The sequence below is a fragment of the Marinobacter sp. DSM 26671 genome (assembly GCF_900112835.1).
GTDB classification, from domain to species: domain Bacteria; phylum Pseudomonadota; class Gammaproteobacteria; order Pseudomonadales; family Oleiphilaceae; genus Marinobacter; species Marinobacter flavimaris.
In genome coordinates, this window is sequence record NZ_FONF01000003.1 from 60,173 (window position 1) to 84,755 (window position 24,583).

General features: G+C 59.1%; 22 protein-coding genes. 9 read left to right on the forward strand and 13 right to left on the reverse strand.

Annotated elements, in window-relative coordinates; translation table 11 throughout:
- Window positions 1-14: 14 nt before the first annotated feature.
- The 3 genes from BM035_RS04190 to pedF form a co-directional block, all read right to left on the reverse strand.
- A complete protein-coding gene (locus BM035_RS04190; RefSeq protein WP_092030407.1) occupies window positions 15-1,790 on the reverse strand; it encodes a PQQ-dependent methanol/ethanol family dehydrogenase in 1,776 nt (591 codons plus the stop codon).
- A gap of 191 nt (window positions 1,791-1,981) precedes the next feature.
- Window positions 1,982-2,938, reverse strand: coding sequence for a substrate-binding periplasmic protein (locus BM035_RS04195; RefSeq protein ID WP_092030408.1), 957 nt, complete (start codon window positions 2,936-2,938; stop codon window positions 1,982-1,984).
- A 77-nt stretch (window positions 2,939-3,015) separates the two neighbouring features.
- Window positions 3,016-3,444, reverse strand: a complete 429-nt coding sequence (gene pedF, locus BM035_RS04200; RefSeq protein ID WP_092030410.1) for a cytochrome c-550 PedF — start codon at window positions 3,442-3,444, stop codon at window positions 3,016-3,018.
- A gap of 366 nt (window positions 3,445-3,810) precedes the next feature.
- Here pedF and BM035_RS04205 point away from each other — a divergent pair, with 366 nt between their 5' ends.
- Both BM035_RS04205 and BM035_RS04210 read left to right on the forward strand, forming a co-directional pair.
- Window positions 3,811-5,664 (forward strand): methanol/ethanol family PQQ-dependent dehydrogenase, encoded by a 1,854-nt coding sequence (locus BM035_RS04205; protein WP_175497336.1) that lies wholly within the window; start codon window positions 3,811-3,813, stop codon window positions 5,662-5,664.
- Window positions 5,665-5,732: 68 nt separating this feature from the next.
- Complete coding sequence (locus tag BM035_RS04210; protein ID WP_092030412.1) at window positions 5,733-6,386, forward strand: pentapeptide repeat-containing protein; 654 nt, start codon at window positions 5,733-5,735, stop codon at window positions 6,384-6,386.
- A gap of 12 nt (window positions 6,387-6,398) precedes the next feature.
- Here the strand turns inward: BM035_RS04210 and BM035_RS04215 are convergent, their stop codons facing one another.
- Both BM035_RS04215 and BM035_RS04220 read right to left on the reverse strand, forming a co-directional pair.
- Entirely contained in the window at window positions 6,399-7,055 is a 657-nt protein-coding gene (locus tag BM035_RS04215) for a response regulator (RefSeq protein ID WP_092030413.1), read from the reverse strand.
- The gene (locus tag BM035_RS04220; RefSeq protein ID WP_092030415.1) at window positions 7,052-8,272 is read right to left on the reverse strand and encodes a sensor histidine kinase; all 1,221 of its coding nucleotides are present in this window, start codon (window positions 8,270-8,272) and stop codon (window positions 7,052-7,054) included. The genes BM035_RS04215 and BM035_RS04220 overlap by 4 nt, the downstream gene beginning before the upstream one ends.
- Window positions 8,273-8,435: 163 nt before the next feature.
- On the opposite strand from BM035_RS04220, the gene BM035_RS04225 reads away from it, so the two are divergent.
- The 4 genes from BM035_RS04225 to BM035_RS04240 are packed head-to-tail and all read left to right on the forward strand — an operon-like array spanning window position 8,436 to window position 12,151.
- The gene (locus tag BM035_RS04225; protein ID WP_175497337.1) at window positions 8,436-9,608 is read left to right on the forward strand and encodes an ABC transporter substrate-binding protein; all 1,173 of its coding nucleotides are present in this window, start codon (window positions 8,436-8,438) and stop codon (window positions 9,606-9,608) included.
- Window positions 9,609-9,649: 41 nt separating this feature from the next.
- Window positions 9,650-10,624: a YVTN family beta-propeller repeat protein gene (locus BM035_RS04230; RefSeq protein ID WP_092030417.1), complete on the forward strand. Its 975-nt coding sequence runs from the start codon at window positions 9,650-9,652 to the stop codon at window positions 10,622-10,624.
- Complete coding sequence (locus tag BM035_RS04235) at window positions 10,621-11,343, forward strand: ABC transporter ATP-binding protein (RefSeq protein ID WP_092030419.1); 723 nt, start codon at window positions 10,621-10,623, stop codon at window positions 11,341-11,343. The genes BM035_RS04230 and BM035_RS04235 overlap by 4 nt, the downstream gene beginning before the upstream one ends.
- Window position 11,344: 1 nt before the next feature.
- The gene (locus BM035_RS04240; RefSeq protein ID WP_092030421.1) at window positions 11,345-12,151 is read left to right on the forward strand and encodes an ABC transporter permease; all 807 of its coding nucleotides are present in this window, start codon (window positions 11,345-11,347) and stop codon (window positions 12,149-12,151) included.
- Window positions 12,152-12,359: 208 nt separating this feature from the next.
- Here the strand turns inward: BM035_RS04240 and BM035_RS04245 are convergent, their stop codons facing one another.
- The 3 genes from BM035_RS04245 to BM035_RS04255 are packed head-to-tail and all read right to left on the reverse strand — an operon-like array spanning window position 12,360 to window position 14,750.
- Window positions 12,360-13,031, reverse strand: a complete 672-nt coding sequence (locus BM035_RS04245) for an ATP-binding cassette domain-containing protein (RefSeq protein WP_092030423.1) — start codon at window positions 13,029-13,031, stop codon at window positions 12,360-12,362.
- Window positions 13,024-13,800, reverse strand: a complete 777-nt coding sequence (locus BM035_RS04250; RefSeq protein ID WP_092030425.1) for an ABC transporter permease — start codon at window positions 13,798-13,800, stop codon at window positions 13,024-13,026. The genes BM035_RS04245 and BM035_RS04250 overlap by 8 nt, the downstream gene beginning before the upstream one ends.
- A complete protein-coding gene (locus BM035_RS04255) occupies window positions 13,797-14,750 on the reverse strand; it encodes an ABC transporter substrate-binding protein (RefSeq protein ID WP_092030426.1) in 954 nt (317 codons plus the stop codon). Before BM035_RS04255 ends, BM035_RS04250 begins: the two co-directional genes overlap by 4 nt.
- Window positions 14,751-15,120: 370 nt before the next feature.
- Here BM035_RS04255 and BM035_RS04260 point away from each other — a divergent pair, with 370 nt between their 5' ends.
- Entirely contained in the window at window positions 15,121-15,798 is a 678-nt protein-coding gene (locus BM035_RS04260) for a response regulator (RefSeq protein ID WP_062786421.1), read from the forward strand.
- Between the two features lie 54 nt (window positions 15,799-15,852).
- On the opposite strand, the gene BM035_RS04265 is transcribed toward BM035_RS04260, so the two are convergent.
- The 4 genes from BM035_RS04265 to BM035_RS04280 form a co-directional block, all read right to left on the reverse strand.
- Window positions 15,853-18,114 (reverse strand): hybrid sensor histidine kinase/response regulator, encoded by a 2,262-nt coding sequence (locus BM035_RS04265; protein WP_092030608.1) that lies wholly within the window; start codon window positions 18,112-18,114, stop codon window positions 15,853-15,855.
- On the reverse strand, window positions 18,092-19,261 hold the full coding sequence (nosP, locus tag BM035_RS04270) for a nitric oxide-sensing protein NosP (protein ID WP_441295076.1): 1,170 nt from the start codon (window positions 19,259-19,261) through the stop codon (window positions 18,092-18,094). Before nosP ends, BM035_RS04265 begins: the two co-directional genes overlap by 23 nt.
- 239 nt (window positions 19,262-19,500) lie before the next feature.
- Complete coding sequence (locus BM035_RS04275; protein ID WP_092030431.1) at window positions 19,501-20,601, reverse strand: porin; 1,101 nt, start codon at window positions 20,599-20,601, stop codon at window positions 19,501-19,503.
- Between the two features lie 187 nt (window positions 20,602-20,788).
- On the reverse strand, window positions 20,789-22,195 hold the full coding sequence (locus tag BM035_RS04280; protein ID WP_092030609.1) for a WS/DGAT domain-containing protein: 1,407 nt from the start codon (window positions 22,193-22,195) through the stop codon (window positions 20,789-20,791).
- A 324-nt stretch (window positions 22,196-22,519) separates the two neighbouring features.
- On the opposite strand from BM035_RS04280, the gene BM035_RS04285 reads away from it, so the two are divergent.
- Both BM035_RS04285 and BM035_RS04290 read left to right on the forward strand, forming a co-directional pair.
- Window positions 22,520-23,443: an alpha/beta hydrolase gene (locus BM035_RS04285; RefSeq protein ID WP_008170999.1), complete on the forward strand. Its 924-nt coding sequence runs from the start codon at window positions 22,520-22,522 to the stop codon at window positions 23,441-23,443.
- Window positions 23,444-23,526: 83 nt separating this feature from the next.
- Entirely contained in the window at window positions 23,527-24,276 is a 750-nt protein-coding gene (locus BM035_RS04290; protein ID WP_053113119.1) for an FFLEELY motif protein, read from the forward strand.
- 20 nt (window positions 24,277-24,296) lie between these two features.
- On the opposite strand, the gene BM035_RS04295 is transcribed toward BM035_RS04290, so the two are convergent.
- A complete protein-coding gene (locus BM035_RS04295) occupies window positions 24,297-24,575 on the reverse strand; it encodes a polyhydroxyalkanoic acid system family protein (protein ID WP_014578400.1) in 279 nt (92 codons plus the stop codon).
- Window positions 24,576-24,583: the final 8 nt, after the last annotated feature.

Below are 24,583 nucleotides of genomic sequence, written 5' to 3' on the forward strand. Positions count from 1 at the left end.
CACTTTCGCTTGGATCAGTTGCTGGCAACCCGATCCTTCGGCAGCTTGAAGGTCCAGACCATACCGCCCTGGTTGAAGTCCTTCACTACCTTGGCCACTTCGCCACCCCAGAGCGGAACCGCGCCACCCCAGCCGGACGCCACAGAGACGTACTGCTCGCCATCCATGGTCCAGGTGATGGGCGTGCCCACGACACCGGAACCGGTGTTGAAGCGGTAGAGCTCTTCGCCGGTCTTGGCATCAAACGCCTTCAGATGGCCCTCGGGCGTACCGGTGAACACCAGACCACCGGCCGTTGTCATCACGCCACCCCACAGCGGTGCGGTGTTCTCGTAACGCCAGACTTCCTCACCGGTTTTCGGATCCATGGCCCGAAGTACGCCGATGTAGTCATCGTTGGCCGGCTTGATGGTGAACCCTGCACCCAGGAACGCAGCGCCCTTCTTGTAGGAAACAGGCTCGTTCCAGATATCCATGGACCACTCGTTCGAGGGCACGTAGAACAGACCGGTCTGCTGGCTGAAGGCCATGGGCATCCAGTTCTTGCCGCCGAGGAAGGCTGGCTGAGCCAGAACCATTTCACCCTTGCCACCTTCCATATCGGCAGGATTGCCCGGGCGTCCGCCCTCGGTGTAAATCGGACGGCCGGTCTTCGGATCCAGGCCCTCTGCCCAGGTGATCTTGTCCACGAACGGGAAGCCACGAATAAAGTCACCGTTCTCGCGGTTCAGTACGTAGAAGAACCCGTTACGGTCGGCGGTGGCCGCTGCTTTCACGGTTTTACCGTTCTCTTCGTAGTTGAAGGAGATCAGTTCGTTAACACCATCATAGTCCCAGCCATCGTTCGGGGTGGTCTGGAAGTGCCACTTGATGCTGCCGTCGTCCGGATCAATCGCCAGTCGGCTTGAGGAGAACAGGTTGTCGCCGGGGCGCAGGTGCGAGTTCCAGGGCGCCGGGTTACCGGTACCAAAGAACAGGGAATCGGTGTCCGGATCGTAGGTGCCGCCCAGCCAGGTAGCCGCGCCGCCGTTCTTCCACATTTCGCCGGGCCAGGTCACGCCTGCCTTGCCACCGGAAATGCCGTTCTCGATCTTCTTGCCGTCTTTGTAAACGTAACCCATATGGCCTTCTACCGTCGGACGGGTCCATACCAGATCACCGGTATTGGCATCGTAGGCTTCCACCTTGCCGACAATACCGAATTCACCACCGGAAACGCCGGTAATGACCTTGCCCTTGATGACCATGGGCGCGGCGGTGATTGCATAACCGGCCTGGTAATCGGCTACCTTCTTGATCCACATCGGCTTACCGGTGTCCTTGTTCAGGGCAACCAGTTTGGCGTCCAGGGTACCGAAGATCACCTTGTCGCCGTAGATGGCGGCACCGCGGTTAACCACGTCACAGCAGGGCATGATGCCATCGGGCAGACGGGCATCGTACTGCCAGATCTCTTCGCCGGTTCTGGCATCGATGGCATAGATGCGGGAGTAGGAGGCGGTCACGTACATGACGCCGTCCTTGATCAGCGGCTGGGATTCCTGGCCGCGCATTTTTTCGCTGCCGAAGGAGAAAGCCCAGGCCGGCTGCAGATACTGAACGTTGTTGGTGTTCAGATCTTCCAGAATGCTGTAGCGCTGTCCCTGGGTACCCATGCCATAGCTGACAATGTCTTCCGGGGTGTTGTGATCGTTGAGGATGTCTTCGTCGGTTACCGCATGGGCCCCGTAGGAAACTGCCATAGCCAGGGCGCTGGCCGCAATGCGAATCCCGAACTTGTTGGTTCTCATGGTTGCGCTCTCCAAGTCTCTTGTTTTCGGTTCTGTGTGTTCGTTTCAGGCCGAACCGGGAACTTTTCCCGCCTCTGATACGATTCTTCGCCTTGAGGGCAAAACCAACAATTGCTCCCCGGAACAGGTTTTCTCATCACTTGGTATTACTACTTCACAAAGCCGTCCGGGTTTTGGGCAAGGACAGGGAGTTACAGATTGCCCTCTGCCCTGGCAATGGCCTGCTCATCCAGGAAGGCCCGGTAGTAGCCTGGCACGCTGTAGCGAAGATTCTGGCTGGCCATGAGCTCATTCATCTCTCCGGTTTTCACCAGCCTGTCGATGATGGCTTCAAGGGCATAGCCCAGCTGGCGATGGGTGTGTTTGATCGCCATGCCCACATCCCAGACCTGTTTGCCGATGCCCGGGAAACCATTGCCAGCAGCCTTGAATGCCTTGTTCCCGGGTTTCGCCAGTTCGTGATCGATCTCCGATCGCATACCCATGACAGCACTGACCTCGCCATTGCGCATCGCCTCGAATGCATCCGCCACGTTGGTGTAATGGCGAACCTGCTCCCGCATGCGGCCCCCGAACGCGGAGGTCAGATAAAAATCAGGCAAGGTATCTATCTCGACGCCAATGCGGTTGTATTGAAAAACCGCCACGGTTTCGACGGCATCGAGCTTTTCGGGGTTGTAGGCAATTTGCCAGGTTTCCTGCTGATACGGGCCGAACAGAACGACCTGTTCGTTGATGTACTCGCCGGTGGAATCCTGCATGTAGGCGTAGGTCTTGTCGTAGGGCACGCGCAGCATGACATCAGCAAGCCGCTGTTTGGCCAGGTAGTGCCCTTTCCAGACGTTGTTGCGCAAGTCGTCGCCGAGATTCTCGTCGGGAATGATCCAGTGCACCTTGAACTCAACGCCCATTTCCTCGGCAATCCGTCGCCCGAGCTTGATGTCGATACCCCTGGGTTCACCATCAACCTCGTAGGAATAAGGCGGGAAATTTTCATAGACGCCGACTTTCAGATAGCCGGAATCCAGAATGATGTCGTAGGTGCGCTCCGCAGGCCGGTTGAGCAGTTCGTTTCCGTCGTCAACCTCCTGGGAAAGGACAACCTGAGCAAACAACAACAGGGCAAGAATTCGAGACAGTATTTTCATTGTTTTCTCCCAACGACGAAGGGCCGGCACAGGGCCGACCCGAATTCAGGCATTCGTTTTGACAGGGGCCGAGTTCATCACTCCGGCTTGGGCAGGGATTCCACATAGGTGCGGATGGCCCACATGGCGTTCTGGTCCATGCTTTCCTTCCAGGAAGGCATGCCACGGTCGGTACCGTTCATTACGCGACCGATGTAGTACTCGTCATCCCATTCGGTCAGTTCGCGAAGGTCCGGCGTCAAGCCGCCAGACATCGCCCGTATGCCATGACAGGCGGCACAGTTGCCAGCATAGGCGCTCTCGCCAATCTTTATCGCCTGGGCGTTGTATTCACCCAACTCATTACCTTCGCGGAAGGGGTTCTCGATGCGAACGTCATCGCCCAGCTCCGGCAGGTTGCCCGTATCCACTTCCTGTGGTGTGACATTGCCGTGCGCAATAGCGAAACCGGCCAGGCCAAGCATGGCCGTAGCCACGATTGCTTTCAGTGAAAAGGACATTGCCATTGGTCTTACCTCTGTTATTGGATTCCCCGTGGTTGGCTGTTGGATTTGTCAGTTGCCAACTTGCTGATCACCAGTCTAGGAATCCCGTTCGCCAATCCGAATGCCACTTTGGGGTTTTTGGCTTAGTTCCTTGGTAGTAGACGCTCAGAGCGAAGGCCAAAGCACGAGATACCCAATCGATGCTCCAAAAATGGCCACTTTTCATGAAGAAAGGAGTATTTCGGGAATTTTTCCCGGTTTTTAATGCCCGTTTCCCGGGTGCCCCATGCTCTTTTCCGTCGCCACAGCCAACCCCCTGAGCCAATACTCGAGGCGTCGATGCCATGAGCAAGACGATGGTTACAACAAAAACCAAGGGGAAAGACTATGAACATCAAAACACGCAAGCGCCCGCTCCTTCGCGGGATCGGACTGGCCCTGGCTCTCGGGTCAGCAGCAGGACTGGCCGCCCAGGCTAGTGCCAAAGACGTTACCTGGGAAGATATCGCCAACGATGCCCAAACAACCGAGAACGTGCTGGGCTACGGCATTGGCCCCAAGGCGCAGCGGTACAGTCCCATGACCACGATCAACCGGGACAACGTCGAGCGCCTGGTTCCGGCCTGGTCATTCTCGTTCGGCGATGAGAAGCAACGGGGCCAGGAATCCCAGGCGCTGGTTCATGACGGTGTTATTTACGTAACCGGCTCTTACTCACGCCTCTGGGCCCTGGACGCAAAAACGGGGGAACGGCTGTGGGAGTATAACCACCGGCTTCCGGAGGGTATTCGCCCTTGCTGCGACGTGGTCAATCGAGGCGCAGCCATCTTCGGCGACAAGGTCTTCTTCGGCACTCTGGATGCAGGCATCGTTGCCCTCAACAAGGACACCGGCGACATCGTATGGCGTGAAAAATTCGCCGACCACGAAGCCGGCTATACCGTGACCGGCGCGCCTACCATTGCAAAAGACCAGAAGACCGGGAAGGTTCTGCTGATTCACGGATCTTCCGGGGATGAGTTCGGCGTGGTCGGCAAGCTGTTTGCCCGGGATCCGGATACCGGTGAAGAAGTCTGGATGCGACCGTTCGTTGAAGGCCACTATGGCCGCCTGAACGGCGAAAAAAGCACGCCCACCGGCGACCCCCGCGCGCCCAGCTGGCCGGATGATCCCAACACCGAAACCGGCAAGGTGGAAGCCTGGAGTCATGGCGGCGGTGCCCCCTGGCAAAGCGCCAGCTTCGACGCGGAAACCAATACCATCATCATTGGTGCCGGCAACCCGGCGCCCTGGAATACCTGGAAACGCACATCACCTGGCGGTGACCCTGCCGACTACGACAACCTGTACACCTCCGGCCAGGTGGGTGTAGACCCAACCACCGGCGAAGTGAAGTGGTTCTACCAGCACACGCCGAACGATGCCTGGGATTTCTCCGGCAACAACGAGCTGGTGCTGTTTGAATACGACGAGAACGGCGAAACCGTCAAAGCGACCGCCCATGCCGACCGCAACGGTTTCTTTTATGTTGTCGACCGTGAGAACGGTGAATTCAAGAAAGGCTTTCCGTTCGTGGACAACATTACCTGGGCCGAGCGCATTGGTGAGGATGGCCGCCCTGTGGAGAGAAAAGGTCAGCGTCCGCCACCTGTAGCAGAGGGTGAAACCCGTGGCGAGGCCATTGAGGTATCTCCGCCTTTCCTCGGCGGCAAGAACTGGAACCCCATGGCTTACAGCCAGGATACAGGACTCTTCTACGTGCCCGCGAACCACTGGAAAGAGGATTACTGGACTGAAGAGGTCACCTACAAGAAAGGTGCCGCCTACCTGGGCCAGGGCTTCCGTATCAAACGCATGTACGACGACCACGTGGGCATCCTTCGCGCCATGAATCCACTCACCGGCGAGATCGAATGGGAGCACAAGGAACGTTTGCCACTGTGGGCCGGGGTGCTGGCAACCAAGGGCGGACTGGTGTTCACCGGAACCGGCGACGGCTTCCTGAAAGCATTCGATGCTGAAACCGGCGAAGAACTCTGGAAGTTCCAGACCGGCTCGGGAATCATCTCCTCTCCGATCACCTGGGAGATGGACGGCGAGCAGTACATCGGCGTTGCCTCCGGCTACGGCGGCGCGGTTCCTCTCTGGGGCGGCGACATGGCCGAGCTGACCAAGCCCATTTCCCAGGGTGGGTCATTCTGGGTCTTCAAAATGCCCTCCTGGGCACAGGCCTCCCGCTAACTGTCCTCCGGACTGAGCCTGGCGGTTCGCCAGGCTCCTTTTTCCGGCCAAGATTCAGGAGTGAAATCATGAGACCTATGGCTACCGCCTCACTTTTATTGTTCATGGCACCGGCACTGGCCGGCGATTACATGGCCGACCTGGACGAGGTCCCTGTCATTAATGGCTGCAAGCTGGAACGGGAGACCAGCTGTGCCGGCGCTGACCTGCAGGGAGCGGATCTGTCGAATATGGATCTGCGCTCTGCCAACTTCCGAGGTGCCAACCTGTCGGGCGCCAACCTGAGCCATACCAGCCTGCGAGGTGCCAACCTTGATGGCGCAAACCTTGACGACGTCACGGGCTACCGCCTTCAGGTCTACCGGGCCAGCATGCGCGGCGCATCGCTGAAGAATGCCCAATTACAGGGGATGCAGGGCGAGTATTTGTTCGCCCAGGGTGCGGACTTCAGCGGGGCCGATCTGACCGGCGCCAACTTCGACTTCTCCCGTTTCTCCGGTGCCACCCTGGTAAACGCCACCATGCCCTTTAGCAGCTTCGAGATTTCCTGGCTACCGAAGGCGAACCTGAAAGGAGCCAACATGAGAGGGGCGAATCTTCAGGAAGCCAAGCTTGGGCTGGCCAACCTGGCTGATGCAGACCTGACCGGAACCCGAATCCACTATGCCACCTTTGAGGGCACCCATATGGAGGGCTGTACGGCCTGCCCCTTTGACTGGTAATCCGGGGCGGGCTCAGACCCGCCTCGCTTCCTCAAGCTGACCATAACGAATCAGACCGGCATCCACCGCCAAATGAATCAGCTCCACGGACGAAGACACCTGAAGCTTGTTTTTCAAGCCGGCCAGGTGGTTGGAAACCGTTTTACTGCTGACACATAACCGTTCGGCGATTCCGCCGACACTCTCGCCCCTGGCGTACATCAGCAATACCTCCATCTCCCGCTGGGTCATATCCCTGAGCCGATGATCGACAGGTCGCTCCTGATTCATGGCCAGTCGAGTTGCAATCGGATGTTCGATATAGGGCTGTCCGGCGGCGACCCTCTTCACTGCTTCTGCAAGCTCCTCGGGGGCGCAGCTTTTGGAAACAAACCCCAGGCCACCCACATCCAGGGCCTGCCTTACCATTGGCAGCTCATCGTGCATGGTAAAAAACAGGATAGCCGCCCCACGCCAGCGCTGACGCAGTCGACGCCCGACTTCCAACCCGGAGATGTCGGGGAGCCCCATATCGAGCAGCACCACGTCCGGTCGCAGTTCCCCGTAGCGGGCAACCGCATCCTGGCCGTTGTCGACTTCGGTGATTGCCACCGCTGGAAGCATCGAGCGCAAAAGATTGGCGATGCCCTGGCGTACCACTTGGTGGTCATCCACAATCATCAGTTTCACAGCACACCTCCGGTATTCGGGCTGAGCGGCACAGCAAGCCGAATGCGAGTTCCTTCGCCAATACGACTCAGAAACCTGACCTCACCACCCAGGCAGCGGGCCCGCTCACACATTGAACGTACGCCGAGACCCGCATTGCCGGGCAGCTGATCATTGCCGACACCGTCATCACGCACCTCAATGCTCAGCTCGTCGTCTTTGCGGGCAACCGCAAGCGTGGCGCAGGACGCGTTGGCATGTCGGGAAACATTGTTCAGGGCTTCCTGCAGGAATCGGTAAAGGTGGGTCTGCTGCTCACCGGTAAATTCCGGCAACCGCTCGTCCATGGCCAGGCGACATTCAAGCCCGCTGAGCTGCTGCCATTGCTCCGCCAAATGCCGGATTGCACTGCCAAGACCAAGTTGCTCCATCACCAGCGGATGCAGATCCTGTAACAGGTGCCGGAAATGTTTCTGGATGGTCTCGCAGTGTTCCGCCAGCTCCATGGCCTGCTGTTTTTGTCGATCACCCAGGTCCGGATCGTAGAGCAGACTGCGGGCCTGGGCGCGAATTCCGGTGAGGTACTGGCCCAGATCGTCGTGCAGTACCCGGGCTATGTGTTCCCGCTCCCGATCCTGTAACTGCAGCAGTTCATTAAGCAGACGGCTGACGGTCTGCTGCTCCGACTCCAGCGCCCCGGCCATGGAATTAAACCGACAAACCAGCGCATCCAGTTCCTGTTCGCCCTGACGCGGCAGCCGGGAAGTCAGCTGACCCGCCGAGACCGCGCCCATGGCCTCGGACAGGCTGGCAAGCGTGCGCATGCCTCGCCCAACCATTACGAAAAGGGCCAGGAAACACAGGCCCATACCGATTGCATAAGCACCCGAGATCAGCAGGAACCCTTCCCAGATTTCCTCAACCTCGTCGGCGGGATCAACCTGCCAGCCATTGACTACCGGCCGGGAAGGTTCTCCGGCAATCATCGCCGAGAACCAGGCTGGCACTTCTCCGACGGACCCGGATTCCATATCAGCCGGGATCATGTGACGCATGCTGCTGACGACGGATTCCGGAAGATCAGCAGGGCTTCCCAGGCTCTGTGCCAGGCCGGCAACACCGTCGAGCTCGCGCTGGACATCATGACGGGCCTGCTGTGTGTAGAGCAGCGCTCCAAGCAGATAGATCAGCAGGAAAACCGCCAGCATCAAGAGGGAAATCTTCCGGTATACGGTCATTGTTTTTATCCGTTGCGGGTAAACAGCTTTTCTATCTCCATGCTAAAGCCGCCAGTTTTGACAGGAATAGTTCTTTAGTACCGCCACTTTCCTACTTTCTGAATATTTCCGGGACTTTTTCCCTTCTCTAAGCTGGAAGCACAACAACAAACCGGAGAATCCCATGTCTTTTCTGTCCCGGACAGCGGCCACTTCAATGATCACACTAGCGGCAGCAAGCCCGCTTCAGGCTGAGACCCTGGATGTGCGGATTGGTTATCTTCAGTGGGTTCCGGATCAGGGACCGGTGCTTTCCAATGTAATCCCGGAACCTGAAGACGCCGGTCTGCGAGGCGCCGAGCTGGCCATCAACGACAACAGCACCACCGGCAAGTTTCTGGGCCAGACCTACTCACTCCGGAGTGAGGTTGCCGATTCGGAAGAAGCGGCCATCGCGGCCTTTGATGCCATGCGTGAGAGCGGCATTGAGCTCTTCGTGGTGAACGCTCCGGCCCAGACCTTGAAGACCATCACGGGCAAGAGCGGCGACAACACCCTGGTCTTCAACGCTGGCGCCAAGGACGATGCCCTGCGCACCGGCCAGTGTCACGTGAACCTGCTGCACACCATGCCCAGCTATTCGATGCTCACCGACGCCCTGGGCCAGTGGCTGAATAAGCGACGCTGGGATGAGGTTTTCCTGATTACCGGGCCGACTGAAGCAGACAAGGGCTGGGCCGATGCCTTCCGCCGTTCCGCCAAGCGCTTCGGGCTGGAGATCGTCGAAGACAAGCCCTGGACCTTTGACGCCGACCTGCGCCGTACCGCCTCCAAAGAACTACCGCTGTTCACCCAGGCCAGTGATTATGATGCGGTTGTAGTCGCTGATGTACGGGGCGATTTTGGCGAGTACGTGCCGTTCAACACCTGGCTGCCGCGCCCGGTGGTGGGCACCCAGGGCATGTCACCGGTCACCTGGCATCGGGTGGTGGAAAGCTGGGGTGCCGCGCAACTTCAAAACCGTTTCCGCGAATTGGCTGGGCGGGATATGAACGGTGAAGACTACGCGGCTTGGGCTGCCATTCGGTCAATGGGTACGGCAGTGACCGACCTGAATTCTGCGCACCCCACCGACATCCGAAATTTCCTGTTCAGTGACAAATTCCAGCTGGCCGCGTTCAAGGGCCGCAAACTCACCTTCCGCGACTGGAACGGCCAGCTGAGACAGCCGATTCCACTCGTGCATCCCCGGGGACTGGTAGCACGAGCTCCTTTTGAAGGCTTCCTGCACCCGAATACCGAAATGGACACCCTCGGCTTCGACAGACCTGAAAGCGAGTGCCGGATTAACGGCTGAGCCCATGCCGGCCAACGTTCAAAACAAAAAGGAGTCACACCATGAAAACCCTGTTCAAACAGACCGCACTGGCCGCCATGATCGGCCTGTCGACACCGGCACTGGCCAGCGTGGCCTATGTGTCCAACGAGAAAGATAACACCCTGTCGGTGATTGATACCGAAACCCAGGAAGTGATTGAGACCATCAGTGTCGGCCAGCGGCCCCGGGGTATCCTGCTGTCCAAAGACTTTACCAAGCTGTACATCTGTGCCAGCGACGACGACACGGTTCAGGTGCTGGATCTGGCCACCCGCAAGATTGTGGACACCCTGCCTTCCGGTGAAGATCCGGAGCAGTTCGCGCTGCACCCGAATAACAAGCACCTCTACATCGCCAACGAGGACGACGCCATCGTGACGGTGGTGGATGTGGATACCAAGGATGTTCTGGCCCAGATCGATGTGGGCATTGAGCCGGAGGGGATGGCGGTGAGCCCGGACGGCAAGTGGGCGGTAAACACCTCCGAAACCACCAGCATGCTGCACTGGATCAACACCGAGACCTTCGAGATCGAGAAGAACATCGTAGTGGGCCAGCGTCCGCGCCACGTGGAGTTCAGCAAGGACAGCAAGACTGCCTGGGCCTCCGCGGAAATTGGCGGCACCGTGCACATCATCGATGTCGAAAACCTGGAGCAGATCCACGAGATGTCCTTCAAGGTGCCCGGTGTGAATCAGGATCGGGTCCAACCGGTAGGTATTGAGCTGACGTCTGACGGCAAGTACGCGTTTGTGGCGCTTGGCCCCTCAAATCATGTGGCGGTAGTCGACGCAAAAACCTATGAGGTTCTGGATTACCTGCTGGTGGGTGCACGCGTCTGGCAGCTGGATCTCGACAAGGACGAGACGCATCTGTACACCACCAATGGCGTTTCCGGGGACGTGTCCGTGATCAATCTGGAGGACATGAAGGTCATTAAATCCATCAAGGTGGGCCGCTACCCCTGGGGTGTGGTCATCGATCCGACGTCATGACCATCGAAGCGAGCAACCTCAGCTTTCGTTACGGCGACAAGCCGGTGCTCCGGGAGGTCAGCTTTGTGCTGACCTCTGGCCGTTTTCACGCCCTGCTCGGGCCAAACGGGGCGGGTAAATCCACCCTTTTTGGTTTGCTCACCCGGCTGCTGGCCCTGCAGCAGGGTGATATTCTGTTGGGTGGCCAATCACTGAAAAAGCAGCCGGCGGAGGCCATGCGCAAGATTGGCGTGGTGTTCCAGCAGAATGCCCTGGATCTGGACCTGACCGTTCGCCAGAACCTGCAATACCACGCGGCGTTACACGGGCTGTCCCGCAAAGAAGCCCGCACCCGCGGTGACCGGGAACTGGAACGCTTCAACTTGCTGGACCGGGCCAACGATGCCGTCCGCCAGCTCAACGGCGGTCACCGCCGGCGCGTGGAAATTGCCCGAGCCCTGTTGCATGAACCCTCGCTGCTGTTACTCGACGAACCCACGGTGGGTTTGGACGTTGCAAGCCGAAAAGCGCTCAACGAGCACGTGCGTACCCTGTGCGAAGAAGACGGCCTGACCGTACTCTGGGCCACCCACCTGATCGAAGAAGTTCGCACTGACGACCGGGTGCTGATCCTGCACCAGGGCCAGTTGCTGGCCGACGGCAATGGCCAGGCCATCTGCGAAGCCGAAGGCACCCGGGATCTGGCCGAAACTTTCCATTCCCTGACCGGAGCCGGCTGATATGAAGGCAGCACACTACTGGCACTGTTTTGTGGGCATCCAGACCCGGGAGTGGCTGCGGTTCTGGCAGCAGCGCACCCGCTTCGCCAGCGCCCTGGTGCGGCCACTGCTCTGGCTGGTGGTGTTCGCCGCCGGGTTCCGGGCAGTGCTGGGTATTTCCATCATCCCGCCCTACGAAACCTACATCACCTACGAGACCTACATCGCCCCGGGGCTGTGCGGCATGATCATCCTCTTCAACAGCATGCAGGGTGCCCTGTCCATGGTGTACGACCGGGAGCTGGGCAGCATGCGGGTGCTTCTGATGAGCCCCCTGCCCCGGCCGTTCCTGCTGGTCACCAAACTGCTGGCCATGGGCGTGGTGTCCATTGGCCAGGTGTATGTGTTCCTGCTGCTGGCACTGCTGGTGGATGTGGAGCCACCGCTATGGGGTTACCTCGCGGTGTTGCCAGCGCTGATTCTGACCAGTCTGATGCTTGGCGCTCTGGGCCTGCTGATCGCCACCTGGATCAAACAGCTGGAGAACTTCGCCGGGGTGATGAACTTTGTCATTTTCCCGATGTTCTTCATGTCCTCGGCGCTCTATCCGCTCTGGCGCATGAACGAGGCCAGCCCCTGGCTGTACTGGATCTGCCAGTTCAATCCGTTCACCCACGCGGTCGAGGCGATCCGCTTCTCGCTGTACCTGGAGTGGAATCCGATGGCTTACGGGATTACCGCCGGTGTGACGGCGGTGCTAGCGCTACTGGCCACGGCAGGCTTCCGGCCCCAACGCACCAGGATAATTGGGGCTTCCAAGCCGGCTTGATTTGGTGCCAGTGGTCAGCGCGGAGAAGGTTTCCAAAACACGCTCCTTACGGCACATCCCTGTGACGCTTGGGCTCCGCCATCCCTGGCTCCGCACAGTTTTGGAAACCTTCTCCCCGCTGACCACCCATACTCCGTGCAAACCGCCAACACAGGTAGGTCGGATTAGCAAAGCGTAATCCGACAGACTGCGGACACCCTCGATCAACCTAAGAGCCCGTCAAATCCAGATCACGAAGGCGCCCAAGAAGCCCATCGACCAGCCCAGGCTCTGCCAATACATCGTCCCACTGCAGTCGCGCAGGCTTGCCGTCGAGATACCACAGGCGGTTCGCCAATATCTCTGCATCACCGCCATCATGGGTAACGCAGATCATCGCCATATCAGGTTGCGAGTTCAGGATTCCGGCGATCAAGGCTTTCAGTTCGCCGGCCATGATGGGGTCCAGCGAGGCAAACGGCTCGTCCAGCAAGAGCAAGTCCGGTTTCACCGCCAGGCAACGGGCCAGGGCGGCTCTTCGGGCCATACCGAGTGACAGTTGGTCCGGGAGATAATGGCCGTATCCGGCCAGGCCAACCTGGCCCAGCAACGTCCCGGCCTCGTCATCGCTGGCACCAACCAGCCTGAGATTGGCGTGTAAAGTCCGCCATGGCAGCAGGCGATGCTCCTGAAACAGGTAGCCCACCCGGAGCTGCTCCCGGCCGATAACGGCGCTCTCTGGCACCGATTTATCGAGACCGGCAATGGCGTTCAGTAACGTGGTCTTGCCGATTCCCGAGGGTCCCAGCAGGCAGATGCGGTCGCCTCGCGAAACGGTTGCGAATACCTCTCCGAGCACCGGCTGGCCGAAATCACGGCCGGCGATTCTGAGTTCAAGCATGAGCGGCCTCCGGCTGGCGCCAGCGGCTGGATCGACGCTCGAGGGGCTGCAGGATGGCCAGCTCGATCAGCTGGACGACGGCTATAAAGGCCAGGCTGTAGGCCAGAATGGCGGCCACGTCGAATACCTGAAACGCCATATGCAGCTGGAAGCCGACGCCACTGGAGCGGCCCAGCAGTTCCACCACAAGGACAATCTTCCAGATCAGGGCAAGACCACCCCGGGTGGCGGCCATGAGGTAGGGAAACAGCTGCGGCACCCACACTTCACGCAACCGTTGCCAGCGGGTGAACTCGTAAACGGTGGCCATTTCCTCAAGCCGGTAGTCGAGGCTGCGGGCGCCTTCGCGAACCGTCACCGCAACGTTGGGCACTTTGTTGATCACGACCGCCATCACGGCAGCCACTTCCACCAGGCCGAACCACACGTACATAAGGATGATGGTGACCAGCGCCGGCAGGTTGAGTAACAACACCAGCAGGGGATCGAACAGGGCATTGGTGGTTTGTGACCGGCCCATCACAATGCCGATGGCGGTGCCAATCGCCATGGCCAGAACAAAGGCGACCACCACGCGGGCCAGGGTCGCCCCCAGGTGATGCCAGAGCTCGCCGGACGCCGACTCCCGAACCATGGTGTCCAGTACGTTCGCCGGCGTTGGTAAAAGGGGCGACTGAAGCAGCCAGGCCGTCAGCGCCCAGAGCACGACAAACGAGGGCAGAACTATCCAGTAGCTCCAGAGCGGCGGGCGGCCGGTAGGGCCTTTCACGGCTGGCTCCGGTAAAACAGATTGGCGGGCATCAGGCGGTCCGGGTCGGCACCTGTGAGGGTCATCAATCGCTGCAGGTCTGCAATACGCTGTTCTGTTTGTGGCGCAGGCGTGCCGGCGACGAAGCCCTCGCGCAATGCCGTGAAGACGCCATCTTCAGGATTACCCATCAGGGGACGCAAGCGTTGCCAGGGTGATTCACTGTCCGCCAGCTCGGCTTTGGCCTCTTGAAGGGAGGCCGCGAAACCATCTATCAACGATCCATGATCGGTCGCCCATTTCGCAGGGAAGACATAACCCAGCACCGGCAGGTTGCGATCCAGGTCCAGCTCAGTGAGCAGATCGGCCATGCTGAAGGCCGACCGCCAGCCGCCCTCACCCCGGAGACGGGCCGCGAAATGCCAGTAGGTGACGATCACGTCTACCTGTCCCCGCTTGAGAGCCTGGCTGAGCAGCGGCGGAGCAGCGAACTGGATCTCTGCGGATTCGTCCAGATTGATACCCTGCCGCTCCGCGACTTTCTGGAGCAGTATCCAGCCCTTGCTGTCCGGCCCGCCGGCTACGCCGATGCGCTTGTCCGCCAGATCCGCCACCGAGCGGATCGGGGAAGTCTCGGCGACAACGATATCGCCGATCTGGGATGAAAAAGGCACATAAAGGTAGGGCGCTCCTGCCTGAAACCTGGACTGCGCCCACAGCAGGTCGGCCACTGCGCCATTCACCGAACCGCTGGTGACCGCGAGCCTGGAGGCCGGCAGGTTGGCCACCGGTTTCAGGTCCAGCCGATAGCCATTCTCCCGATCCAGTTCCCGATGCAGGATATGGTCAAGCTCCCAGTGGGCCGTGCCGAACTGCAATACGCTGACGGACAGTACGGGCAGCTCAGAGGCTCCCTCCCCGGTCTGGGCACCACCTGCGAGGCTGAAGATAAGACACACCAGGGCGGTCACTCCCTTTTTGATCCAGCGATCGGCAAGAGAGGGTTGGGAGACTAGAGTTATTGTTGGTTGTAGGCTCATTGCTCCACGATACGAAGCCCACAGCCCGGCAAGAATAGTACTTTGGTGCCTGTTTTTTGGTGCGATGGTCGCATTCAACCCGAGACCAAGATGGCGTGTAATGAAACCATCACAATAATAAACAGAGGATCGGAACCGATTCCGGCGATTCTCTGCACAGGAGGCCGCCATGCTGAACGAGCTCGAAGCCGCACTCTCTACCGAGAACTACCCTTCCGAAAACTGCCATCATGATTCTGAAAAACGCTATCATGATTCGGAAGCCATTCCCGACACTGAAAACAAACAGGTAGACCCATCCATGGAGCCGGCTTACAAGATTCTGATTGCCGACGACCACCCACTGTTCCGCGAAGCCATCAGCAGCGTTATCGCCTCTGGCTTTGAGGGCAGCGAGATCATCGAAACCGACGATCTGGACAGCGCCCTCGATATTACCCGCGAGAACGACGATCTGGACCTGATCCTGCTGGACCTGAATATGCCGGGCATGCATGGCCTGAACGGTCTGATCACGTTGCGCAATGAAGCCCCGACCATTCCGGTGGTGATTGTCTCTGCCGAGGAAGACAAACAGGTGGTACTGCAGGCCATTACTTACGGCGCCTGCGGCTTCATTACCAAGTCCTCGCCCCGGGCCCAGATGACCGAAGCCATCCAGCAGATCCTGAACGGCAACGTCTACCTGCCGTCGGATATCATTCGCACCGGCAAGGAAAGCAACACCCGCCGCAGCCGCAATGAAGACAATCCGATTTCACCGGAGCTGCTGAACTCCCTGACCCGCCGCCAGCTGCTGGTGCTCGAGCGCATGTCCAAGGGCGAATCCAACAAGCAGATTGCCTATAACCTGAACATTGCCGAGACAACGGTGAAGGCCCATGTGTCTGCGATCCTTCGCAAGCTCGGGGTTCACAACCGGGTTCAGGCAATTCTGTCTGCCAGTGATGTGGATTTCAGTCAGTATTTGAAGCGTTAAGGTAGGGTGTTTGTCGGATTGGGCGCAGCCGTAATCCGACACCTATCGTCAATATCAGCTTCTAAGCAAATGACTCAGCGCACTGCGCAGCTTAAGGGGCTTCACCGGCTTGTTCATCAGCAGATGCCCAAGCTCGCGGATATGCTGCTTTAGCTCATTGGTGTAGTTGGCGGTAATCATCACCACCGGCGCCGGGCAGTTCCGGCGGCCATTGATCTCCGCCACCACATCCACGCCGTTTTCATCGTTGTCCAGATGATAGTCCGCCAGGATCAGGTCCACTTCACTGGTAGCCGGATCCAGCTGACGCTCGAGATCCTCAAGGGACACCGCCGTCACCACCTGGCAGTCCCAACCTTCGAGCAGGGTTTGCATGCCCTGGCAGATCGACAGGTCATTATCGATCACCCAGATTCGGGCACCGCCAAGACCACTATCGAAAGACACGGCTCGATTCTGGTCGGCCGTCGGCTGCCTCGGCTTCAGTTTGCCAATGGGGACCCGGACGCTGAACACTGATCCCCTGCCCTCAATGGAATTCACCGTCACCTCATGCCCAAGCATGCGCGATATCTTGTCCACAATGGCCAGACCAAGCCCCAGGCCTTTATCGGGTTGTGAGCCGGCCGGACGGATGCGTTTGAATTCCTGGAAGATCTCGGTGAGCTTGTCTTCGGGAATACCGGGGCCGGTATCCCACACCTGCAACAGGACATGGTCCGTTTGTCGACGGCAGCCAAGCAGAATCCGGCCGTTGCCGGTATAACGGATGGCGTTGGTCAGGAAATTCCGGAGGATCCGAGCCAGTAGCTGGGAATCCGACTCCACAATCGCGGAGCTGGCAACGAAATCCAGTTGCAGCCCCTCGGCCGTGGCCATCTGCCGGAATTCCCGGGCGATGTTATTGAGCAGGTCCCGAAGATCAAAGGCGGTGACATCCGGTTTGATAACGCCGGCATCGAGCTTGGAAATATCCACCAGGGTGCCCAGAAGGTTTTCGACGTCGTCCAGAGAGGTACTGACCGACCGAACCAGGCCTTCCGCCTTGGGCCCGAACGACTGTTCCAGCAGAGCACTGGTAAACAACCGTGCGGCATTCAGAGGTTGCAGCAAGTCATGGCTGACCGCAGCGAGGAACTTGGTTTTCGAGAGATTGGCCCTCTCGGCCTCCAGCTTGGCATCCCGAAGCCGGGCTTCTACGGCAGCCCGTTCGGTGATTTCCTGGCGCAGCTGGTTGTTCAGGCCGGTCAGGGCCGCGGTGCGCTCCTTCACCCGTCGCTCCAGGTTGTCATAGGCCTGTTCCAGTGCCAGGGCGGTCTTGCGGCGGTCGGTGATGTCCCGTATCAACACAAAGAAACCGATGATGTCTCCCTGCTCATCGAAATTGGGAACGTAGGAGCGCAGCATGTGGCGCACCTCACCCTGCTCACCGGTCTCCTCGAATTCAAATGTGACATTGTGGCCGTCCATGACATCGAGGATCTGGGGAAGTAGGCGCTGGTAGAACTCGGGCGAATGTACCTCGTTGAGGCGCTTGCCGAGTGGCGACTCACCTTTGCGCCCGTACCAGGACTCGTAGACCTTGTTGCAGAACTGGATGGTCATATCGGCCCCGATGTAGGCAATCAGCGCCGGAACATGGTCGGTCACCACCCGAATCCAGCGCTCGCTTTCTTCGAGCGCCTTGATCCGCCGGGCCATTTCGCTGTTCTTCACATCGGTGATGTCGGAGTAGAGCACGACCAACCCGCCTTCCCGGGTCGGTCTCTCGGTAACCTGAACCCAGCGGCCGTTGGCCAGCAAGAACACCACGCCTTCCGAATCCGGATGGCTGTGTTCCTCCAGAACCAGACCGCAGGCCACCGCCTGCCGCTTCACTTCTGAAATACGGGTACCCTGGCCTGGCGCCTCAACACCGGCATGCCGCCAGTAGCTCCGGAACCGACTGTTGCTCTGGATCAGGCAATGCTGGTTATCAAACAGCACAAAGCCGTCGGCAATGCTCTCGATGGCATCGCTCAACCTCTGGCGGGTTGTCTCGGCTTCTTCCCGGGCCCGATTCAGGGCCTTGTTGCTGCCCTTGAGCTGTTCCATGGCCTGGTTCAACGCCTCGGTTCGCTCCCGAACCTGCTCGGCAAGCACCACCGAGTGCTCGAAGGCCGCGTAGGGCTCCGGCTTATGGGCAGAGCCGGACTCCACCCGGACAATCAGGGCATCGCGAATTCGCCTCAGGCGCTCGTTCTCCGCCTCAAGCTCGGCAATTCGCTGGTCCCGCTCGTCCTCGACGGGTGCTTCAATCTTGTCCGGAACGGACATCAGGCTGGCCAATGACCACCCCCGTAAACGTCTGGTTGATATGCATACCGTCGAACTGCTCGCCATAGGTATTGAAGCCAATCACCTTGTGATGGCGAAGGAACTCCGAGACTGCCTCCACTTCCCCGGTCAGTTCAGCCTCCAGCCGTCGCAGAAAACAATCGCAGCCAATCGTAACCAGGGGCGGCCCCACGACCTGCTCTGCCGCCTCGATCTGGGTGCGAACGCTGTCCAGCAGGGATTCCGGCGCCATCGCCGTCATCACGATTCCCGTTTCCACTGCACAGTAGAAAGTCAGGCTCTTGTCCGGATTCACCCGCTGCACCGATCGGACGAAATAGTGACCGCCGATTTTTACTCCCATGGGCCTGAGTGCGAAGACCTTGCGATCCAGTGCTTCGACATCCACACCAACGGCGCGGGCATAGGCATCAGCTGCCGGCTCTGCATTAAGCTCATACACCGTGCGGCTTTCCGCGCAGGCGTCGGTCACGACCAGCTTTTCACTGCGCTCGACCATGTGGTGCGTGGAAAAAACCCGGAAATCCAGCGGTGTGTTCACCAGCAACACCGTGGCGGCTCCGGTGTGGAACTGGCCATCGTAGAACACATGGGTGTTGGCCAGGCGCTCATCGTCGCCGGCGGAGCCGCCGAACTGGGGAATGGTGCCGAGCGCCGAATTGAGCGTTGCCAGCACCAGCTCTTCACGACTCGACAGACCGTCCAGCAGCGTAATGGCAAAGGTGTTGCCCTTGACCGGCGCCAGCCTGGCGTCCCGACAGGTTGAAAGCAGGCCGTCGATTACGCCCTGGGCATCTTGCAGGGTGAACCGGTCCAGTTCCCGGATCAGGGCGCAATCGATGGCAAAATAGCGGCTGTCAAAGCCGATGGCGGTGATGCATCCACGTCCGTAGCCGTCCGGAGTGATCTCCCCGGCCGAAGTGCAGCCGCAGACGCGCACACCCTGAAAACTGTGCTCAAGGGCACTACCAAGTCGACCCAGGTCGTATTCCGCAGAACAGAAGAAGAGTACACAGCCAAGATGCTCGTGGCTGAGCTGGCTGGCGAGATTGGTGGCGGCCAACATGGGATCGCGAACGCTGGAGCTCGCTACCCGGACCGCAGGCAGGGTCGTCGCTGGCTTCATAAACGCGGTTCCCGAAAACGGATGACTTTTCACCGATTCTACGGCATCCGCAAACGCAGCCAATGCGACTTCAGTGCTTTTAATCGGCGCGCCAAAATGATTGTAAGCCATTGATTAAACTGCCTCCTGAATCAATGCCTGGTGGCGCTGCCGGTTTGCCTCAAGGCAAACCGGCACTTTAGTCTTAGACAAACCAGCGCAGCGAGAGGCCTCCTGCCACCCGCAACGCCAGGTAGGGCTTAGAACATCACGATGGCGCCAAGGGCGATGGTGTCCGCCTCAGTGGTGGTTGCACCGGTGGTGCGGTTGTTGTCTTCGTACATGTTGTACTCGGCAACCAGCTTGAAGTTTCTGTTTACATCGTGGAAGAACCCGAGCGTTGTGCTCTCGGTTTCCAGATTCAGGATTTCAGCGTCCGTCTCGCCGTAGGAAAGCACAACGCGATTGGCACCGAAGGCATAGGAGCCCTGAACCAGGAAGCCGTCGGCATCGTCTTCGGTCACCGCACCGTTGCCGATCAGAACCGGGTTGTCACCCTTGGAAGTAAAACCGGAAGCAGCCAGGGTCAGTCCCGCGACCGACGCCTTGATACCGTAGCCGAGGCCTGTGCTGTCGACGGTCGTGCTGCCATTTTCAGCAGACTGATAGCGCCCGTTCACCCAGCCGGTCAGGGCCACATCGTTCAGGTTGGCGTTGTAGGTTACCTCGGACTCGAAGCGGGGTGCGGCATTTTCGTCATTGGCACCGGTCACCGTATCGGCGGGATCCAGAACACCGGCCGCGACCTTGAGGCCACCCATATCCGGCGAGCGATAGGTAATCTGGGCGGAAGGTGTCGGGTACGGATAGCCTGCGCGGATATTGCCGAAGGAAACGCCACCGGCGACGCCCGGGGAACCGAATCCCATCAGGATTTCGTCGAGGAAAATGTTGGAGCGGGCATACAGGCCGAAGTCCTTACCAATCAGCACCTGACCAAAATCGCCGTCTACCGTGGCATAGAACTGACGCACGTCGATGGCGGTGTCTGTGGGTGAATCAAGACTGTCATTGATGGTGGTCCAGAACGAAGAACGTCCGCCCAGGGTCAGATCACCCATATCCTTGCTGAAATTGAAGCCGATGGTGTTCGGCAGGAAGCCCATCTTGATGCGGGAATCCCGAACGTCGTTCTGCTTGTCGTCACGGTTTACGTAGAATGCGTTGAAGTAGCCATCCACGGAAAAGCTGGTGCCGTCCTGGTTATACAGCTCAACAGCGGCATTGGCTCCTGCGCTGGCGCCCATGGCCGCTGCCATGGCAATCGCTAACCCTGACTTTCTGACGTTATTGTTTTTCATAGTTCCCCCGGTTGTTTTTGGAAATCTGGGATCGGAGGCCCGGATCATCCGGACGCCCCAGGCGCGGTCTGTCGCCTGAATTCCATGGTCGGTGATGCAAGGGAGGGGGAAAATGCTTCGACGGAGCAGGTTTTCTGCTCATTTGGGAGGCACTTGAATTGAAACTTTGGGAGTACGACCCGGCGGATCAGTCGCCGGGGAACTGAGCCAGTTCCTGCAGGCAGTCGTTGAGGAAGTCTTCGGGGTCGGCCATCACCGCCTCATCGGCAACGACGCCAAACTGCACCTGGTCGGCGTAGCTGACAATGCTGATACCCAAACCGATATCCCCGGCCTGGGGCACCCAGAACATCTGTTCGGTTATCCGGCAGCCGGCAATATACCGGGCCTCCGGAGTGCCGGGCACGTTGGACACCACGGCACTGGCCTTGCGGTAGAACACCTCGGCCAACGGCTCCCGCCAAGGCTCTGGAACAATCGTGGCGCTGGCCGCGAGACCCCAGGCAATGCCGGGCTGCCAGCTTTTCTTAAGACGGCGGGTTTCGTGCTTGATGCGGAAAAGTCGCTCGAGGGGACTTTCACCATCCACCGGCAAAGGTACAAACACGGTGCCAAAATAATTGCCCAGCGCGCCGGGTGCCGGCTTGAGCTCCTCGGGCAGGCGACTGCGAATATCCACCGGTACGGCGGCATGCAGCACGGCTTCATCGAGGTCCTCGCCTTCAATGCCCAGGCGGGTGCGCACAGCCGCCGCCACACAGCTCAGCAACACATCGTTGATGGTTACATTGGTAGCTCGGGCAATGTTTCTGAAGCGGTCGAGGGGCACTGGCTCGGACCAGCGACAATGTCGCCTCCCCAGCAACGGCTGCCTGAGATCCGTCGCCGTGTCTTCCGGCTCCACCAGGAACTCCGAAAATTCATTGACCAGCTTCAGGCTCTTCTGGGCGACCCGCTCCAGCAAGCGACCCGCGTCCTGCCATTGATTACCGGCGGACCGGTCTGCATTGCCAGCACCGTGGGATTCTTCAGAAGGCTCTTCGGATGCCATCAGTTGCCCGAACCAGGCCTTTGCCGCAGCCGTCCAGCGTGACAGCTCCGCGATTTCGGGGGCGCCGTAAATGGCGGGATGCTGCTGGGGAGAGGGCGGGCACAGTCGGTCAAAGATGCCCAGCAGAGACAGGCCATCGGCGTAACAGTGGTGAATGCGCAGCAGTAGCACCGCCCCACCCTCGGCATTGGGCGCAAGCCAGAATTTCCAGCGCGGGCGATACATGGGCAGAGGCTGGTTCAGACGCGCGGACACCCATTCCTGAAGGCTGTCGGGCGTGAAACGATCCACAACCACATCAAGGTGGTGGCTAACATCAAACGTCGGATCCTGCTCCCACCACCAGGCAGGTGAGCGCTTGACGGGCATGTACCGGAAACGCTCCCAGGCCATCCAGTACACCCGCAGAAACTCCCTGAAACGGGGCGCAGTAAGCCCATCAACCCGCAACATCACGGTGATGGTCATGGGGTTTTCCGGGCGTTCCAGGGCCAGCCAGGCCGAATCCGCAGGTAGCAGGAGATGCGATTGTTCGTGACTCAAACCCGAACGTCCCTGGAAAAGTGGTGAAGGTAAGTAAAAACCGAACTCCGCATTGTGCCAGACAAGCCCTTCCGGCTCCATATGCGGCACCAGCGTACGCTGTTACAAAAAATTACACGTGAGTAACTGTTCAGTCCTATACTGGTTATAAGCCGTAGTGCAATGGTTATTACGCGCTGTCGATCCGCGATCGATTGGCCCTGAGGGATCAAAAATTCTTTATTCAGGGCCAGTAACACAGCGAGATGATCAGGGTACAAAAGGCTTACCAGCACACCCTAATTCCAATAACAGGTCATTGCCGTGCTGGACGGGAGAGCAGTTATGAAAGCGAGCCACGTTCGCAAACTGATAAAACCGATTGAGAGCGCCTACTCGGAAATGTTCTCCGGGCGGGTGTATCGCGTTGGCAAAGGCGCTGTGTCCGTTCGCAACCACAGCGGCAAGGCCGAGCAGACCGTTGTCGGCGTGCACGGCTTTCTGGAGAACCACTGCTACTTCACCCAGGCCTATGAAGCGCCCACCACCGAATTGATCCTGCTCACCTGTAGCAATTACCACATCCCGGTGAACGGCGTGACCCCGGAGACCCCGGACTGGGAAGTGCCGATCAAGCACCTGGAAGGCACCATCGAATACGACGCCTGCATTCTCAATCAGGCGCTTTCCAGCCTGCCAACCACTGACAACATTCGGGTTCATGGTCATTCCCGTGGCGGGGCGGTGATCCTGGAGGCCATCAAGCAATGGCCAGAGCTGTATGACGACGTGGAAGTGGTACTGGAAGCACCCGTGCTCCCCAACGGCAGGCTGTCGGCGCTGGTGACCACCATTCTGGAACCTGTAAGCCACGGTATGTGGCCCTGGCTGATACGCCTGATCAACAGCGCTCCGTCGTCCGCCTACGGACAGACCTTCTTTGGCAAGATGAACCCGCGCAAGAAGCAACTGCTGAGCAAACTGTTTTCCGCCACCAAGGATCATCTGACCATTGTTCGTAACATCGAGAACATCATGGACTGGATGGCACGGACAGACACCAGCGTTTACAGCCATGTACGCCACGGCACCTTCCTGATTCCGGCGGTCGACCGCATTCTCGATCGTTCCTCCATGCTGGCCAGTGCGCGCCAGAGCCCGACCACCATGCGAATCGTCGAAACCGAGGCGCCGAGCCACTTCATCACCCTCGACAGCAAGGAATGGGTCCCGGGGTTCGAAACGCTGCCCGCCGCCGCACAGGGCTAATGCCCGGGCATTGCCCTACTGCAAGACCGCCGTAGCTCCGCTAAACTACGCTCTTTTCCTCAGGTTTAGTGGAGCCATCGCCCATGTACCGTGAGCGCCTCGTCGCTACCGAAGCCCGCTCCGAAAGCGCTCGCCGGCTGCAGCAACTGCTTCTGGACTACCATGATTTCCGGCGCCTGAAAGCCGAGCATCCGCTGATGGAACACGCCGTCTCCGTCGCCGACTGGCAGGCGGAGCGGCTGAAGTCGACCCATGAGGATCTTTATCGCCATCCCGGATATCACCACGGCCTCGAATTTCTGCTGACCGACCTCTACGCCCCGGCCGGCATGACCCGCCGGGACGACAATATTGATCGGGTGTTTCCCAAAATGGTGAAGTGGTTGCCAGATAATCTGCTGGACACCTTCGCCGGCCTCGTGGAACTGAACCTGATCACCCAACAGCTGGACCTGGAGCTCGCCGAACTGTTCCATCAGCAAGGTGTGTCTGCGCGGGCAATCACCACGGACGCCTATTGTGCAGCCTACCGGGAGAGCCGACGGCTGGCGCAGAGAGAGAAACAGATTACCCTGGTGGCAGACGTTGGCCAGCAACTTGATCGCTATGTCCGCAACCGCACCCTTGGATGGCTGCTATCGATGACCCGGGGCCCGGCGGAGATGGCCGATCTGACGGATCTGCACAGCTTCCTACACCGGGGCTATTCCGCCTTCCGGAAGATGGACGATGTGGAGCTACTGATCGACCGGCTGGTTTCCCGGGAACAGCGGGTGATGCGCAACATTCTCGACCATCACCCGGACCCGTTCAGCCTGCCGGAAAACCTCTGAGCCGGGGATAGTTGGCTGGCTCAGGCCTTGATGATCTGGTCCAGCTGGGAGTGGATTTCCTGCTCGATCCGCGATTTGAAGGGCCGCAGCATCATGCCCAGCTCCAGGTGAATGTGCAGGTCTGTCGGGGTGATGTTCAGGTGTCCCTTGACGCCACTGCGCTTGAACTTCAGGTGGTCGCCTTCCCACTCATAATGCACGTCAAACTGACTGGACAGGTCTTTGGCAAGGGATTCTGCGGCCTGCCTTGCGTGTTCTTGATCCAGGGTGTGCGGGCGATGTACATCAATTACAGACATGAAGCGGT

What these genes read in the sequence shown, in the direction of transcription:
- BM035_RS04230 (WP_092030417.1), top strand. Translation starts at nt 9,650, where the DNA reads ATGAAAACCCTGTTCAAACAGACCGCACTGGCCGCCATGATCGGCCTG.
- BM035_RS04195 (WP_092030408.1), bottom strand. Translation starts at nt 2,938, where the DNA reads ATGAAAATACTGTCTCGAATTCTTGCCCTGTTGTTGTTTGCTCAGGTT.
- BM035_RS04275 (WP_092030431.1), bottom strand. Translation starts at nt 20,601, where the DNA reads ATGAAAAACAATAACGTCAGAAAGTCAGGGTTAGCGATTGCCATGGCA.
- BM035_RS04260 (WP_062786421.1), top strand. Translation starts at nt 15,121, where the DNA reads ATGGAGCCGGCTTACAAGATTCTGATTGCCGACGACCACCCACTGTTC.
- BM035_RS04205 (WP_175497336.1), top strand. Translation starts at nt 3,811, where the DNA reads ATGAACATCAAAACACGCAAGCGCCCGCTCCTTCGCGGGATCGGACTG.
- BM035_RS04225 (WP_175497337.1), top strand. Translation starts at nt 8,436, where the DNA reads ATGTCTTTTCTGTCCCGGACAGCGGCCACTTCAATGATCACACTAGCG.
- BM035_RS04235 (WP_092030419.1), top strand. Translation starts at nt 10,621, where the DNA reads ATGACCATCGAAGCGAGCAACCTCAGCTTTCGTTACGGCGACAAGCCG.
- BM035_RS04295 (WP_014578400.1), bottom strand. Translation starts at nt 24,575, where the DNA reads ATGTCTGTAATTGATGTACATCGCCCGCACACCCTGGATCAAGAACAC.
- BM035_RS04210 (WP_092030412.1), top strand. Translation starts at nt 5,733, where the DNA reads ATGAGACCTATGGCTACCGCCTCACTTTTATTGTTCATGGCACCGGCA.
- BM035_RS04245 (WP_092030423.1), bottom strand. Translation starts at nt 13,031, where the DNA reads ATGCTTGAACTCAGAATCGCCGGCCGTGATTTCGGCCAGCCGGTGCTC.
- BM035_RS04220 (WP_092030415.1), bottom strand. Translation starts at nt 8,272, where the DNA reads ATGACCGTATACCGGAAGATTTCCCTCTTGATGCTGGCGGTTTTCCTG.
- nosP (WP_441295076.1), bottom strand. Translation starts at nt 19,261, where the DNA reads ATGAAGCCAGCGACGACCCTGCCTGCGGTCCGGGTAGCGAGCTCCAGC.
- BM035_RS04290 (WP_053113119.1), top strand. Translation starts at nt 23,527, where the DNA reads ATGTACCGTGAGCGCCTCGTCGCTACCGAAGCCCGCTCCGAAAGCGCT.
- BM035_RS04285 (WP_008170999.1), top strand. Translation starts at nt 22,520, where the DNA reads ATGAAAGCGAGCCACGTTCGCAAACTGATAAAACCGATTGAGAGCGCC.
- BM035_RS04265 (WP_092030608.1), bottom strand. Translation starts at nt 18,114, where the DNA reads ATGTCCGTTCCGGACAAGATTGAAGCACCCGTCGAGGACGAGCGGGAC.
- BM035_RS04240 (WP_092030421.1), top strand. Translation starts at nt 11,345, where the DNA reads ATGAAGGCAGCACACTACTGGCACTGTTTTGTGGGCATCCAGACCCGG.
- pedF (WP_092030410.1), bottom strand. Translation starts at nt 3,444, where the DNA reads ATGGCAATGTCCTTTTCACTGAAAGCAATCGTGGCTACGGCCATGCTT.
- BM035_RS04190 (WP_092030407.1), bottom strand. Translation starts at nt 1,790, where the DNA reads ATGAGAACCAACAAGTTCGGGATTCGCATTGCGGCCAGCGCCCTGGCT.